Source organism: Lacinutrix undariae (assembly GCF_052934785.1).
On record NZ_CM128809.1, the window covers coordinates 1,399,107 to 1,414,263 of the forward strand.

At 33.4% G+C, this 15,157-nt stretch carries 11 protein-coding genes; 3 read left to right on the top strand and 8 right to left on the bottom strand.

Translation table 11 applies throughout. The annotated features are described in order from the left end of the window. Window positions 1–12: 12 nt before the first annotated feature. Together ACU4C5_RS06275 and ACU4C5_RS06280 are read right to left on the bottom strand one after the other, a co-directional pair. Complete coding sequence (locus ACU4C5_RS06275) at window positions 13–594, bottom strand: hypothetical protein (protein ID WP_446846206.1); 582 nt, start codon at window positions 592–594, stop codon at window positions 13–15. Between the two features lie 118 nt (window positions 595–712). Beyond that, the gene (locus ACU4C5_RS06280) at window positions 713–2,536 is read right to left on the bottom strand and encodes a TonB-dependent receptor plug domain-containing protein (RefSeq protein WP_446846207.1); all 1,824 of its coding nucleotides are present in this window, start codon (window positions 2,534–2,536) and stop codon (window positions 713–715) included. A 122-nt stretch (window positions 2,537–2,658) separates the two neighbouring features. On the opposite strand from ACU4C5_RS06280, the gene ACU4C5_RS06285 reads away from it, so the two are divergent. Genes ACU4C5_RS06285 through ACU4C5_RS06295 form a run of 3 tightly spaced genes read left to right on the top strand, consistent with a single transcriptional unit; the run spans window position 2,659 to window position 4,932 of the window. Beyond that, window positions 2,659–4,155, top strand: coding sequence for an aminotransferase-like domain-containing protein (locus ACU4C5_RS06285; RefSeq protein WP_446846208.1), 1,497 nt, complete (start codon window positions 2,659–2,661; stop codon window positions 4,153–4,155). A gap of 57 nt (window positions 4,156–4,212) precedes the next feature. Beyond that, the gene (locus ACU4C5_RS06290; RefSeq protein WP_446846209.1) at window positions 4,213–4,719 is read left to right on the top strand and encodes a DUF2975 domain-containing protein; all 507 of its coding nucleotides are present in this window, start codon (window positions 4,213–4,215) and stop codon (window positions 4,717–4,719) included. 3 nt (window positions 4,720–4,722) lie between these two features. Further along, the gene (locus ACU4C5_RS06295) at window positions 4,723–4,932 is read left to right on the top strand and encodes a helix-turn-helix domain-containing protein (protein WP_446846210.1); all 210 of its coding nucleotides are present in this window, start codon (window positions 4,723–4,725) and stop codon (window positions 4,930–4,932) included. Window positions 4,933–5,019: 87 nt separating this feature from the next. On the opposite strand, the gene ACU4C5_RS06300 is transcribed toward ACU4C5_RS06295, so the two are convergent. The 6 genes from ACU4C5_RS06300 to bamH all read right to left on the bottom strand — a co-directional run bounded on the left by ACU4C5_RS06300 (window position 5,020) and on the right by bamH (window position 15,135). Continuing rightward, window positions 5,020–5,313, bottom strand: a complete 294-nt coding sequence (locus tag ACU4C5_RS06300) for a F0F1 ATP synthase subunit delta/epsilon (RefSeq protein ID WP_446846211.1) — start codon at window positions 5,311–5,313, stop codon at window positions 5,020–5,022. 72 nt (window positions 5,314–5,385) lie between these two features. After that, the gene (gene atpD / locus ACU4C5_RS06305; RefSeq protein ID WP_446846213.1) at window positions 5,386–6,894 is read right to left on the bottom strand and encodes a F0F1 ATP synthase subunit beta; all 1,509 of its coding nucleotides are present in this window, start codon (window positions 6,892–6,894) and stop codon (window positions 5,386–5,388) included. Window positions 6,895–7,087: 193 nt separating this feature from the next. Further along, on the bottom strand, window positions 7,088–8,695 hold the full coding sequence (locus ACU4C5_RS06310; RefSeq protein WP_446846214.1) for an SGNH/GDSL hydrolase family protein: 1,608 nt from the start codon (window positions 8,693–8,695) through the stop codon (window positions 7,088–7,090). An 84-nt stretch (window positions 8,696–8,779) separates the two neighbouring features. Then, window positions 8,780–11,506 carry a TonB-dependent receptor gene (locus tag ACU4C5_RS06315; RefSeq protein ID WP_446846215.1) on the bottom strand — a complete coding sequence of 909 codons (2,727 nt, stop codon included), beginning with the start codon at window positions 11,504–11,506 and terminating at the stop codon, window positions 8,780–8,782. Window positions 11,507–11,697: 191 nt separating this feature from the next. Continuing rightward, window positions 11,698–13,545, bottom strand: a complete 1,848-nt coding sequence (gene glmS, locus ACU4C5_RS06320) for a glutamine--fructose-6-phosphate transaminase (isomerizing) (protein WP_446846217.1) — start codon at window positions 13,543–13,545, stop codon at window positions 11,698–11,700. Window positions 13,546–13,551: 6 nt separating this feature from the next. Further along, window positions 13,552–15,135 (bottom strand): BamH family beta-barrel-assembly machinery protein, encoded by a 1,584-nt coding sequence (bamH, locus tag ACU4C5_RS06325; RefSeq protein ID WP_446846218.1) that lies wholly within the window; start codon window positions 15,133–15,135, stop codon window positions 13,552–13,554. Between the last annotated feature and the right edge of the window lie 22 nt (window positions 15,136–15,157).

The window sequence follows — 15,157 nt, forward strand, 5'->3', positions numbered from 1 at the left end:
AGTGTTTAAAATTTATTGATTTGAAGTGTTGTTTACAATTAAAATACCGTTACTTGTTACATCAACTACGGTTATTACGGTACCAGATTTTAGCTCGGAATTTGAGTCGGTAATCGCTTCAAGTTCTCTAAGCGAACCTTGTACAGTTACGCTTACTTTTCCTATTTTAGATCGGTTTGCACCTATGGTTAAGTAAACTTCACCAGTTGCGTTTAATGCATTTTTATAAACTAAAGTTCCGCTTTCGGTAAGTTTTTTCATATAATAAAACATGGCTGCCATAATAATCATCATTAGTAAACCAGCAATAAAAGAGATAATTATGGTTAAGGTTTTATTTAGGTTGGCATCTATACATGCGATTCCGCTCCATCCAAATATGGTGAAGAATCCAACTAAGTTTTTAAATGAGATAAATTGAAATTCAATACCAGTGTCGGCATCTATTTCTGCATCTACATCTCCAAAGTCATCGCCGCCATCAATTCCTAAGAATGTGGTAATGATTATAAAAAGAAAAAAAAGTGAGCCAATAAGTGCAATTGCCCAATAGAATTTGGATAATATTGCTAAAGCTGAAAACCAATCAATCATAAACTTGTAGATTAAAATTAATACTGAAAGATAAATCCTTTATCACATATTTACAATAGCAATAAAGGATTTAATATATAAGTATCAAAAGTTTATGATTTGTTACAATCTGATAAGATTATTTAAACACATAACTCAATCCAAATAAAACATTTCCTTTTGGATTAGGTACTAAATTGGTTTCAGAATATTCTGCATTAAAGATATTGTTTGCTATTACCGAAACTTCAAAAGCTTTAAGAGTTAGCGCTATACTTGCATCGTATACGTTGTAGCTTTGTCCTGAGGTACGTTGGGCATATTTGTAAACGATGGTTTGCGAGATATTTTTGAAAAACTGACTTCTAAATGATGCCGTAGCTTGGTGTTTTAACGAATTGATTGAATATCTTGAGAAATTTACATTCAAATCTTTAATTTCATCTTCAATAAATGTATATCCTAAATTAATGCTTTGCTTATGGTTAGCTGCTGTAAACGCATATTTTGCATTTGCTTCAAATCCTTTAGTGTTAAGATCTACAATGTTTACGGCTTCCCATAAATCGGCTTCATTTTCTTTTACAAAATCAATTAGTTTTTTAGAATCTCTATTAAAAACTGCTGCAGATACCGTAAGATTTTTGGTGTTGTATTTAATTCCAAATTCTTCAGCAATAGCTTCTTCAGGTTCTAAGTTTTCGTTACCTAAAGTGGTTGGATCGCTATAAAATAAATCGGTGTATGTTGGTACTCTGTATGTATAACCTATGTTTCCATAAAGTCTTAAGTTTTCGGCAGCTTGATATCCAATATCAACTCCTGGAAAAGCATGGAATTTAAAATCAGAAAAATAATTTAAAGCTACACCTGGAGTGACATCAATTTTATCGTTTAAGAATTTAAATTGGTGTTCTAAAAAGGCGTTGGTCATAAAACGATTTCTGCTTCCTAAATTATTACTAGATAAGGCCACTTTAGCAATATCTACTCCAAAACCTGTGGTTCCAAATTTAGATTTGTAAGAGGCATTAACTTCGGCACCCACTTTATTTCCAATGTGTACATTTCTATAAATAGAAGGATCTTGTCTTACAAAAACATAAATGTCTTGATTTCGTCTCCAATACACACGTGGTTTAATGGTTAGATTTTCTATTTTATATTCTGTTGAAACTCCAATTAAACTTGTTTGAGTTTCTTCATATTGATCAATAGCACTAGGAGAGGCGTAAAATCCGTTAGCCCCAAATTTGCGTTCTTGAAAGTTTGCAATCACATTAATTGGTGCATTCTTCGTGTTAAAAGTACTTTTTACAAAGTAGCTTTGGTTATCATAATCTGTATTGTAACGATACCCGTCTGAAGTATTACGCTCAACATGTATAATATGTGATGAGTTTTCAAGGTTGCTACCAACTGTGATTGAGGCATTTTTTTGCCCAAATGAACCTGCTTCAGCTTTTACAGCTACTAAATCTTCAATATGCTTTTTAGTCACAATATTTATAGCTCCAGTAAAAGCATTTTGTCCAAAAATTCTTGCTGCTGGTCCTTTTACAATTTCAATACGCTCAATAACTTCTAAAGGTAACGCCATGTTAAGTGTGTGATGTCCTGTTTGTGCATCTTCAACTTTAATTCCATCAATAAGTAATAAGGTTTGGTCAAAACCACCACCACGAATGTATAAATCTGCCTGACTTCCTCCAGTACCACGACGTCTAATATCAACACCAGCAACTTGCTGTAATAAATCAGCGACATTAGTTGCTGCACTTTGTTTTATGTCGGCAGCAGTAATGATACTTATTGTTTTTGAATTTTCTTTGAAAGGTAAATCTATACGCGACGAGGTAATTATTACCTCTTGTAGCGAGTCGGTTTTCATTTCTTCTTGTTGTGCGTTTATATTAAAGCACGTAATTACACTAAATGTGAAAAGTAAGATTGTATTTTTCATCTGTTTATGTTTTCAATAGATTGTTAAGGTTCAAAAAAAAGACATTCAGTATGAAGAATTTATTTTGAACGTTGCAAAAGTCGTAACTTTCCGGACGATTAAAATAGTCCAGTATTAAAACAATGAATAGTCCGGTTAGTCAAATTATAAAACAACTCATTATCTTCGATAAATGTATTGTGCAACCTGTGTACATTCAAGTAGCTCAGCAAATTATAAATGCAATACAACGGGGTTACTTAAGTAAAGGTAGTAAGTTACCTGGGACTAGAACTCTCAGTGAGGTTTTAAATTTACACAGAAATACAGCTGTTGCCATTTATGATGAGTTAGCATCGCAAGGTTGGGTAGATATTATTGCTAATAAAGGAACTTTTGTTTTAGATCCGGAAGAGGCGGCTTCAAAAATTAAGGCACCGGCTACATATTTAGATGATGCTTATGCGTATCCTGAAGTAGCTGGTTTTCCTTTTCAAAAGTCATTTCATTTAGCTTCAACAGCACAAGAAACCACAGCAAAATATATAATTAATGATGGGAAACCTGATTTGCGTTTGCATCCCGTTCATCAATTTTCACGTTGGTATAGTGCGGCGATGAAAAGAAAATCATTACCAAATAAATGGAATAAGACAACTGCCTCAGTTCCTTCGGTTTTTACTTCTCAACTTTGTAATTATTTAAACGCAACTCGTGGTTTTTATATCAATTCAAAAAACTTAATCAATACACGTAGTACCGAAATGAGCCTTTATATGGTGTCTCAGCTTTTAATTGCAAAAAATGATTTGGTGCTAGTTGGTCAGTTAAGTAATTATGCGTCCAATATGATTTTTCAAGAAGCAGGTGCTACAATTAGAACGATTCCGGTTGATGATGAGGGTATAAATATTGAATATATAAAAAAACATTTTATAAAACAAAGTATTCGTTGTGTGTACGTGTGTGCAAATAGAGATTATCCAACTATGACCACGTTGAGTGCAAAACGTCGTTTAGAATTATTACAACTTGCAAAAGCGTATGGGTTTGCGATTATAGAAGATGATTATGATTATGATTTTCAATTAGAAGGTTCTGCGATGTTGCCCATGGCAAGTGCTGATACACATGGTATGGTGATTTATTTAGGGAAATTAGGACAATCGTTGTTTCCTAGTTTTCATACCGGCTTTGTGGTTGCACCCGAAAACTTTATATCTGAAGCTAAAAATTATCTCCAATTATTAGATACACAAGGTGATTTAATACAAGAACAAATGCTATCGGAACTGATTAGTGAAGGTGAAATTTACCGACTCAAGAAAAAAAATATTGTCACCTATAAACAGCGTCGCGATTGTTTATGTCATTATTTAAAGTATTATTTTGAAGACAGCATTATTTATGAAATTCCATTAGGAGGTTTGGCTATTTGGTTGCGGTTTGTTAAAACGGTATCGTTAGTTAAACTTGCAGAAGAGGCTGAAAAATTAGAGGTGTTTCTACCTAAAACCATTTTATATCAAGATAAGAACACTTGTGCGATTCGTTTTGGCTTCGGACATTTAAATGAAGATGAAATTGAAATTGTCATTAAAAACATGAAAACTGCTTATGATAAAGTGATTAATTTTTAAAATATTATTGTTTTTCGATAATTTTATTATATTTGTTATTGTTAAACGATAATATTTATGAGAAAACTTTCAATTTTAAAAGCACTAATCGATTTTATATGGTTTGTAAACTGTCTTCCATTTTTGTTATTTATGCTGATAATTACGGTAATTGTTTTTTTTGATGTTGAAGCGATTGAAATTTTTGATTCCATTGAAATCGATTCATCTATGTCTCCTTGGTTTATTAAGCTGTTTATGGTTTGTATTGATATTTTGTGTGGTGTAGCAGTTTACTGTTTTTATTTATTCCGAAAAACATTAACTTGTTTCAGACGTCGAAAACCTTTTGATGATCTTGTTATTGATAATTATAATAAGATTGGGAAGTTGCTTTTTGGTTTAGGGATTGTTTGTGCAGTCTTATTTTTCTGTATTAACTTGTTTTTTAAAAACCGTTTTACAATCAATTTAGGAGTCACTCCGTATTTATTGATGTCTTGTTTAGGCTTGTTTTTTATGGTATTAAGTGAGGCCTTTAAAATTGCAAAAACGGCTAAAGAAGAAAACGAACTTACTGTATAAATTATGGCCATACTTGTAAACCTAGATGAGATGCTTACCAAGCGACAAATGAAAAGCTATGAACTTGCAGAAGCCATAGGAATTACCACGGCAAACCTTTCTATATTAAAAACAGGTAAGGCAAAAGCTATGCGATTTTCAACCTTAGAAGCTATTTGTAAAGCTTTAGATTGTCAGCCAAGTGATATTTTAAAATATGTTGCTGATGAATAGTTATAGCTAATTTTATAAACTATTATATAAAAGAAAATGCCCAAACAAACTTGTTTGGGCATTTTTATATAGCAATTGTAATTATGCTTAGTCAGCTAAGATAATTACTTTATTGTCTTTCATTTCAAGTGTTCCTGAACTAATCTTAACAGTAAGAATTTTATCATCATCATTATGAGGAATAATTTCTGCGTGTAATTCGTCAAAAACTAAGTGACTTTGTTTATGTGTATGAATTTTTACAACACCATTTCCTAGTAAAGAAACAATAGGGGCGTGATTATTCAACATTTCAAATTCACCGTTAATTCCAGGTACAACAACAGAATCTACTTCTGAACTAAATAAAGTTGCTTCTGGTGATACAATTTCTAAATACATATTTTTTTAGTATTTAGTAATCAGTAATTAGTATTTAACCAAGGTTATTTACTGTTTTACTGCTTACTAGTTTTAAGCTTCAGCTAACATTTTTTCTCCAGCTTCAATAGCTTCTTCAATAGAACCTTTAAGGTTAAATGCTGCTTCTGGTAAGTGATCTAATTCACCATCCATAATCATATTAAATCCTTTAATAGTTTCTTTAATGTCAACTAACACACCTTTAAGACCTGTAAATTGTTCAGCTACGTGGAAAGGTTGAGATAAGAAACGTTGTACACGTCTTGCTCTATTAACCGCTAATTTATCTTCTTCAGATAATTCTTCCATACCTAAGATGGCAATAATATCTTGTAATTCTTTATAACGTTGTAATAACTCTTTTACACGAGTAGCACAATCGTAATGATCATCACCTAAAATATCTGCTGCTAAAATTCTTGAAGTAGAATCCAAAGGATCTACTGCAGGATAAATACCTAACTCAGCAATTTTACGAGATAATACAGTTGTAGCATCTAAGTGAGCAAAGGTTGTAGCGGGAGCTGGATCGGTTAAATCATCTGCAGGTACGTAAACCGCTTGTACAGATGTAATAGATCCTCTTTTAGTTGAAGTAATACGTTCTTGCATTGCACCCATTTCGGTTGCTAATGTTGGTTGGTATCCTACTGCAGAAGGCATACGACCTAATAATGCAGATACCTCAGAACCAGCTTGTGTAAAACGGAAGATATTATCTACGAAAAATAATACATCTTTTCCTTGTCCTTCACCAGCACCATCACGGAAATATTCAGCAATAGTTAATCCTGAAAGCGCTACACGAGCACGAGCTCCAGGAGGCTCATTCATTTGACCAAAAACAAAAGTTGCTTTTGATTCTTTCATTCCAGATTTATCAACCTTAGATAAATCCCATCCACCTTCTTCCATTGAGTGCATAAAGTCATCACCATACTTGATAATTCCAGACTCTAACATCTCTCTTAAAAGGTCATTTCCTTCACGAGTTCTTTCACCTACTCCTGCGAATACTGAAAGTCCACCGTGTCCTTTAGCGATATTGTTAATTAACTCTTGGATTAATACAGTTTTACCTACTCCGGCTCCACCAAATAAACCAATTTTACCACCTTTTGCATAAGGCTCAATAAGGTCGATTACTTTAATTCCTGTAAATAAAACTTCAGTAGATGTTGATAAGTCTTCAAATCTTGGCGCTTGTCTGTGAATTGGTAAACCAGCATCACCAGCTTTAGGTAAATCACCTAAACCATCAATAGCATCTCCAATTACATTAAAAAGACGTCCGTAAACATTGTCTCCAACTGGCATTTGAATAGGCGCGCCTGTTGCAGTAACTTCTGTTCCTCTGCTTAACCCATCAGATGAATCCATCGCAATAGTACGTACAGTATTCTCTCCAATATGAGATTGTACTTCTAATACTAGAAGAGAACCGTCAGGTTTTTTTATTTCTAATGAATCGTAAATTTTTGGAAGTTCAGCTTCAGCTCCGAATTCAACATCGATAACTGGACCTACTATTTGTGCAACTTTACCTGTAACTTTTGACATTACTTATGTGTTTAATGTTTAGATATTAAAATAATCGAAAAAGAATACTTGCTCAAAATAATTAAGCTAGCGGTTTTTTCGCGATGCAAAGATATGTTTTTTTAATTTAAAATTAAAGGCATTTATTTAGGTTTTCATAATATAAAAAACGCCTTCAAATTGAAGGCGTTAGTTTTTGCTGTAAATATGTATGTTATTGAAGAGTAGGACTGTAGTTTGTTGGATATTCTCCAATGTCTACTAAATTTCCTGAAGCTTCAAAATTTGAACCGTATGTTGCATCGATAGCTTTCATAAATTGGTTAGCGATTAAGGCATATCCTCTTGATGTTGGATGTACACCATCTAATGAAAAAGCACCTCCTGTAACTAAACTAGATGTTAAAATGAAGTTGCCTTCGGCATAACCTCCATTAGCTACCTGTGTCATTAATGCATTTGCGTCAACAAAAGCTAAACCTGCATTAGTTGCTGCATTTTGTAAAGAGGCATTAAATGCATCTGTTGCTGCTGCAATTTCAGTTTGTTCAGTTGGTAGTAATACCCATTTGTCTGCTAACGGAAGTGTTATCCCTTCTATAGCAAATTGTGCTGCTAAAGCTGCTGGTAAGCCACCTAGTTCTAATCCTGCAGCATAATCACTGTTTACAGTTCCAATAACTGCGCTACTAGGTAGTACAAATAAATCTGCTGCAGTAGCTTGTCTTGTTTGTCCGTAAGTGGTTCCTAATAAATTAGCAACAACTGGTGCTGCAGAAGCAGGTAAACCAAATTGTGCTATAAATGCCGGAAATGTAGGACTGTTATTTAATGCATATTCTATTTGAGCAGAAATATCAGTTAAACTTTCGTCTTTAATAACTACAGCACTTGCTTCAGTTGTTGAAAACACAATGTTTCTTTGAGATTCTCCTAGAGCATCATATATTAAGTTGATAGCGCCAAAAATAGAATTTAATGTTGGTATTTGTGGTCCAAAAGATGGATTTGAAGGATCTAATGGATTGTGAGGTACTGTTGTGAAATGTGGAATTGTTGTAACATAAGGAATATTTGCCATAACTCCTTTTGCACCATTAGCTGTTAATGATGTGACTAGTGTATTGATAGAAAAATCAAAAGTTGCTTGATCTGTAATTTGATCTAAAGTAGCATCTGCTCCTGATGTTGCATATCCTAAGATGTCATTATTACCAATCCATAACGTAAAGAATGTTGGGGATTGTGCTACGGCATCTGCTAAAACTGTTGCATTTGGCTCAGACGCCATACGTATAAAATAAGGATTTGCTAATCCTGCCGATAAATTAGATAAGTTACCGTAACCTGGTGCGATTAAGTGAAAACTTTTTGCTCCAGGAACTCCCATATTATTAAATGGACCTGTGGGATTATTTATAGCCAAATCTGTAGTTACAGTTACAGGACCAATTATAGACTCTAATGCTACTGGGCCAGCTCCAATTGTAACTAGGCGAGGTTCTATTATTCTAGTTCCTCCTAAAGCTATTCCTCCAAAATTATCATTCATTAAAGGTTGTGTAAATGTACCACCTCCTGATAAGGCAAATTTGCTAGACAATGTATTTGGAAATGAATTGTTTTGTCCTGCAATAAATAATGCATTATCTGTATATCCTGAAGTTAAAGAGTTTCCAACAGAAACATAGGTTGAAAAATCGGCACTACCAGTTACTAAATCTGGATAAGTATTTCCTGCAGCTGCTGAATCGTCATCATTATTACAAGCTGTTAACCCTAAAAGTACTGCGGAAAGTACTATGTATTTTATATTTTTCATGTGTTTGTATTTGTGGTTTTAAAAATTACAATAACATTTACCCTTATATAATGTGTTAAGGGTAAATGTGTGATTTAGTAAATTTTATAAGTTATTAATTGTCCAAGATACATAGTACATTGATCCAATGTTTCCTGTTCCAATAGCTGTAAAGTATTCGTCACCTAGTACGTTTGTTGCACCAGCTTTAAAAGCAGATTTAAATGATGGTACTTTAAAGCTTACTTGCGCATCAATAGTATGGAATGCAGGAATATCCCCGTCTCCAAATGTTGCTTGCCAGAAATAATCATCACTCCATTTCCATGCTAAATTAAATCCTAAGTTTTTGATAACTTCAGTGTTTCCAAAGCTAGCTTTTACTTTATGTTCAGGTGTGTTAAAGTTTGTTTTGAAATCTGGAAATTTTTCAGAATCAAAATCTTGTTTTGTGTACGTATAACTTCCTCCTAAATCAAAATTACCAAATACTTTAGTTGATACACCAATAGATCCTCCATAAGAGTTTACATCTGCTTGTGAGTTAGTGTAAGTTTGGTATACTTTATAATCTCCATTAGAAAGTGCTACAAGAGATGTAGAGTTATCACCAGCGTCACCATATAAAGGTGCGATTACGTTTTCTCCTGAAATAAAATCTTGGTATTTGTTATAGTATACACTTAAGTCAACTATTATTCTATTTAATTTTCCTCTGTATCCTACTTCTGCGGAAGTTACTTTTTCTGGTTTTACTAATGCTGAATTACCAAGTTCTAAGTCTGCTGGATTTCCACTTTCAGAAAAAGCAATTACTGAAGCAGCAGAATATGAATTGTTGTAAGCTGCAGCACCAGTTTGTGTATAAACATTTCCGTTAGTTGCAGTGTATTCTTTTGAGTATCTATCTAAGTTATCTGGAGCAGAACCAACAAGTATTGCTCTTCCTGAATCTAATCCAATAAATAAATCTTGAGTTGAAGGGTTTCTGAATCCTGTTTGTACAGAAGCTCTAAAATTATGATCTCTGTTTACGGTAAACCCTGCTGAAAGTCTTGGTGATAAGAACCCATCAAAATATTCAGATTTATCATATCTCGCAGAACCTGTAAGTTTTAATGATACTGCTTCACTTAAATCAAATTGTTTTTGAAGTTGTGTGTATATTCCAAATTCAGAATATTCAATAGGCGCATCATAATCTGTATATATTGTTCCCGAAGAATTTAGGCTATATTTTCTGTAAGATCCACCAACTTGTACTTCAACAACATCCCATAAATGAGAAAAGTTATAGTTTGCATCTGCATGGTAGTATTTTGAAGCATCCTTAAATTGTGAACCTGTGCTTAAATCAGGATCTTTAATAACTTGATCAAAAGCAGCTTTAAATTCTGGAGTTCCAGGAATTAATCGACCTGTATCAGCTTCAGCTCTTGCTAATGCATGTGCCGTAGCTTCACTTGCACCACCTAAAGTAGATTCTGCATATTTAGCAATATATTGTCCAAACCAGTCAGTATCACTTTTCCAGTATCTATTAACATTTACTCCTGTAAATACCATATCATAAGAATCTCCAGCATTATCTGCGACTACGTATCCTCTTACAAAGAAATTATCATTACGAACTTCTATTTTATGTTGTTGTTGTATAAATCCATTAATATTGTAACGGTTTGTACCTTGGTAGATTGTTGAACCTGTTCCAACTTTCCCTACATAAGCAATTTCTAAATCGTTAGCCCATGGACGGAAATATAACCCCCAATCGGCTTTAATACTTTCGGCATTATAGTTTGTTAAATCTGATTCATCATAACCTGTTCTACTTACACTTACATTAGGTATAATTCCTAATCCACCTGCAGCAGCTCTTATGTTTGTTGAAACTTCATCTCCATATACATTGTATCCGTCGTAACCAACATCAGCTCTAGTTGCTCCTGTTCCTGGTTTTCCTTCAGTATTATTTGCATACCAGTCTGTTCCTTTTAACCAACCAAAATTTACTTTTGCAGCAAACTTATCGCTAAATTTATAGGCCATTCTAATTCCAGTATCTCTATATGTATTATCTCCACCAGCATCTTGAGATGTTATCCCTTGCTTGTGGTATCCACTAATTCCTTGGTGATCAAATGGGTTTTTACTTCTCATAAATAAAATTCCATTAAATGCATTTGCACCATATAATGCAGAAGCAGCTCCAGGAAGTAGCTCTACACTTTGTACATCTGTTTCATTCATTCCAACTAAATTTCCTAACGGAAAGTTTAAAGCCGGAGCTGAATTATCCATTCCATCAACTAATTGCATAAAGCGTGGATTTCCAAAAGCCGCAAATCCTCTTGTGTTTATTGATTTAAATGTTAAGCTACTTGTGTTAACATCTACACCTTTAAGACTTTCTAAACCGCCATAAAAATCGGCTGAAGCTGTATTCTTTATTTCTTTAAGTCCAAAGCGTTCTACTGTTACTGGAGATTCAAAAATACGCTCTGGAGTTCTAGAGGCTGAAATAACAACTTCATCTAAAGCGGTACCTTCATTAAGTGCGATATCTATAGTTTGTGTTTTTTGTGTAACTTGTTTGGTTACGGTTTCAAACCCTATACTGCTTATTTGAATGGTGTAAGGTGGGTTTTGATCTGATTTGAGGATATAATTTCCATCAAAATCTGAAATTGTACCTGATGATGTTCCGACAATTATAACATTGGCTCCCGGTAAAGGTTGACCACTATTGTCTGATATGTTACCTTTTACTGTGCTCTGCGCGAAAGTAAATGCGCAAGAAAACAGCATAAAAATCTTGAAAATTGTTTTCATTTAGGAAATAAGTTAAGTTATTATAATAGCAATATATATAATTATATGATATTATAATGCGTTTTTGATAAAAACTGTGAGATTTAACTGTGATTTACTAATGAAATAAGGGTGATATTAGGTATTTAATAAAAAAAGAGTGCTAAATATAAATTTAACACTCTTTTAATATGGTTGTAATTTAAAATATTTTACTCAACAGTTACAGACTTTGCAAGGTTTCTTGGTTGGTCTACGTTCTTGTCTAATAAAACAGCAATATGATATGATAATAACTGTAAAGGAATAGTTGTAAGTAATGGTGTAAGAAGCTCTATAGTTTCAGGAACTTCAATAACATGATCTGCTAATCCTTTTACACTAACATCTCCTTCGGTTACAATACCTATAATTTTCCCTTTACGAGATTTAATTTCTTGAATATTACTAACTACTTTTTCGTAATGCCCTTTTTTTGTTGCAATAACAACAATAGGCATGTTTTCATCAATTAAAGCAATTGGTCCATGTTTCATTTCGGCAGCTGGATATCCTTCTGCGTGGATATAAGAAATTTCTTTAAGTTTTAAAGCGCCTTCTAGTGCAACAGGGAAGTTAAACCCTCGTCCTAGGTATAGGCAGTTTTTTGCATCCTTATATATTTCGGCTATAGTTTTTACGTAAGCGTCAGATTTTAATGCTTTTTCAACTTTTTCAGGAATTAACTCTAATTCTATTAAATGTTGTCTGAATTCTGAACTTGATAACTCACCTTTAGCTCTTGCAAGACGTAAAGCAATAAGTGTAAGTACAGTAATTTGTGTTGTAAATGCTTTTGTTGAGGCAACTCCAATTTCTGGTCCTGCGTGAGTATAAGCTCCTGCATGTGCTTCTCGTGCTATAGATGACCCTACAACATTACAAACTCCAAATACAAAAGCGCCTTTAGATTTGGCTAATTTAATAGCTGCTAAAGTATCGGCAGTTTCACCAGATTGAGAGATGGCAATAACTACATCTTTGTCTGTTATAATTGGATTACGGTATCTAAATTCTGAAGCATATTCAACTTCAACAGGTACTCTTACTAATTCTTCAATTACGTATTCGGCTACTAATCCGGCGTGCCATGATGTTCCACATGCAACAATGATAATTCTGTCTGCATTAAGAAACTTTTTCATGTTATCTTCAACACCAGCCATTTTAATAATAGCTTCGTTTGATAATAAACGGCCTCTAAAGGTATCTAATATAGCACTTGGTTGCTCGTATATTTCTTTTAACATGAAATGATCGTAACCACCTTTTTCTATTTCTTCAAGATTTAATTTTAGTTCTTGCATATATGGTGCAACAACAGTATCATCTTTAATTTTTCTTACTTTAATCTTTTTTCCACGTCTAATAATTGCCATTTCTTCATCTTCAAGATAAATAGCATTTTTAGTGTACTCAATAAACGGAGAAGCATCACTAGCAATAAAATATTCGTCTTCACCAATTCCTATAGCTAACGGACTTCCTAATCTTGCAACAACAATTTCGTTAGGTTTCTTTTTGTCAAATACAGCAATAGCGTAGGCTCCTATAACTTGGTTAAGAGCAACTTGTACTGCTTTTCCTAATTTTAAGTTTTCACTTTTCTGAACATCTTCAATTAAATTGATAAGTACTTCAGTATCTGTATCAGATTTAAAGATGTAACCTCTTTTTATTAATTCTATTTTTAAAGACTCGTAGTTTTCAATAATTCCGTTATGGATAATTATAAGATCTCCTGAGTTGGAATAATGAGGGTGTGAGTTTTCATCGTTTGGCACTCCGTGAGTTGCCCAACGTGTGTGACCAATCCCTAGGGTTCCTTTTGTTGAAATCTCTTTTTCTAATTTTTCTTCTAAGTCGGCAACTTTTCCTTTTGTCTTAGACATTTTAATGTCATTTCCATCATAAAGGGCTATTCCTGCGCTATCATAACCTCTATACTCTAAACGTTTTAAACCTTTAAGAATGATAGGGTATGCTTCACGATGTCCGATATATCCAACTATTCCACACATATATTATTAATTGTTTTGTTCTTCAGTATAGAAAATCTCTAACTGTAGTTTTTTATCTTCGTTTGTTGTGTTGTTTCCGTATAATACTGTTCCTCTTGGAGATATAATGCTACTTCCAGGGATTTCATTAACAAGTTCATCGTCACTTTGAATTTTGTATTGTAATAAAGTGCTTTCTAGATTTGTGTTACCAGAAACTACGAGTCCTAATTTTACGTTTGTTGAGTCGTTAAGTAGGATGTTGTTAATGTGATCAGTAATTCTGATCTTGTATTTAATACCTTGTTCTTCTGGGTCATCATCTACATGTTGTAATGGTCCTAGGTGACTTGTTCTTGAAAAAGCTTCAGTAGTTGAATTTGATGCATCTAAATAATAATCTGCTAAAGGCGTTTTATTTTCTAAGTCGTATAAATAAATACGGTTTGGTTCTTCGCTATTTACAAGATCTTGGTCTACGTAAAAGACTAGGTTAGCTTCGTTAATTAGCCAATTATTGGTTCTGAAGTCTTCTAATTCTGTTGAATTTCCATCTTCATCTCCGTTAAATAAATTAATTACAGCCATTGAGCCTTCTCCTCCTTTTAGGTATAGTTTTTCGTCCCCATTTACAGGATCTCCATCTGCTAATGTAACATTAAAATTATTTGACAAGAAATTTGCAGTGTTACCAAAACTAAAAGAAAAGGTTGATTGTACATCGTCAACATCTTCTGTAATAGATTCTTTGGTGTAATAAATAGTGATGTTTGCTGACGAAGACGCTAAGTTTAAAAGTGATAATGTACCGCCGCTAGTTGTAGATTCTGCTTTAAAGTATAAACCTCTAAAGTAATCGTTAAAGTTATTTTGGTTACTTAATTCTGGTTCACCTTCTCTGTCAAGTATTTTTTCTTGCCAAAAATCAGTGTCTAGTTTTAAGCGTAGTGCTGGTGCTATAAATTCATCAAACTCTCCATCAATATCTAAACGTATTGGGTCTGAACTTGGTTTGAATAATCCAACATCTGAACTATTGTAAAGAAGCGTACCTTCTAAAAATGAAGGATTAATAGTTTCTGTTTCAGAAGCAGATGTGTTTGAATAATAGCTTTGAGATTCATCGAAATCTGAACTAGGATCAAAATCTCTTAGAAAATAATTACTTTCATAAATAGAAAAATTGATAAATCCGTTTCCGTAAATAGAATCTAATTCATAAGCAGGAATCCCATCGGCATCTGTTCCTAAAGAAGTGCTAAAATAAGGGATCGTTAAAACTACAGAGTCTAATGACACTATGGTTCCAAAATCGGGATCTAATAAAGAAGCGTTTAATTGACTTGCAAAACTAGCTGTTGTTAATCCGTAAAATGGATCGTTATATGCTCCAAACATATTAACAGGCAGGTTATTGGTTTGTACTGGACCTAATTTTTTACTGTAAGCAATTACATCAAACTTCTCACTATCTGTATTGTAGTGTGTTGCGTTAGAGTTATTTACAATATCAGAGTCAATACTTGCAAAATCTTTATCACATGCTATAAAAGAAGTTACTATTAAGCAGAGTATAGTAACGTTTCTAAGGGCAATTTTTCTTTTTTTCATTTAAGTTTTTCTTGTTTTATAA

Coding starts and splice junctions, on each gene's coding strand:
- ACU4C5_RS06275 (WP_446846206.1), bottom strand. CDS start 594: ATGATTGATTGGTTTTCAGCTTTAGCAATATTATCCAAATTCTATTGG.
- ACU4C5_RS06280 (WP_446846207.1), bottom strand. CDS start 2,536: ATGAAAAATACAATCTTACTTTTCACATTTAGTGTAATTACGTGCTTT.
- ACU4C5_RS06285 (WP_446846208.1), top strand. CDS start 2,659: ATGAATAGTCCGGTTAGTCAAATTATAAAACAACTCATTATCTTCGAT.
- ACU4C5_RS06290 (WP_446846209.1), top strand. CDS start 4,213: ATGAGAAAACTTTCAATTTTAAAAGCACTAATCGATTTTATATGGTTT.
- ACU4C5_RS06295 (WP_446846210.1), top strand. CDS start 4,723: ATGGCCATACTTGTAAACCTAGATGAGATGCTTACCAAGCGACAAATG.
- ACU4C5_RS06300 (WP_446846211.1), bottom strand. CDS start 5,313: ATGTATTTAGAAATTGTATCACCAGAAGCAACTTTATTTAGTTCAGAA.
- atpD (WP_446846213.1), bottom strand. CDS start 6,894: ATGTCAAAAGTTACAGGTAAAGTTGCACAAATAGTAGGTCCAGTTATC.
- ACU4C5_RS06310 (WP_446846214.1), bottom strand. CDS start 8,695: ATGAAAAATATAAAATACATAGTACTTTCCGCAGTACTTTTAGGGTTA.
- ACU4C5_RS06315 (WP_446846215.1), bottom strand. CDS start 11,506: ATGAAAACAATTTTCAAGATTTTTATGCTGTTTTCTTGCGCATTTACT.
- glmS (WP_446846217.1), bottom strand. CDS start 13,545: ATGTGTGGAATAGTTGGATATATCGGACATCGTGAAGCATACCCTATC.
- bamH (WP_446846218.1), bottom strand. CDS start 15,135: ATGAAAAAAAGAAAAATTGCCCTTAGAAACGTTACTATACTCTGCTTA.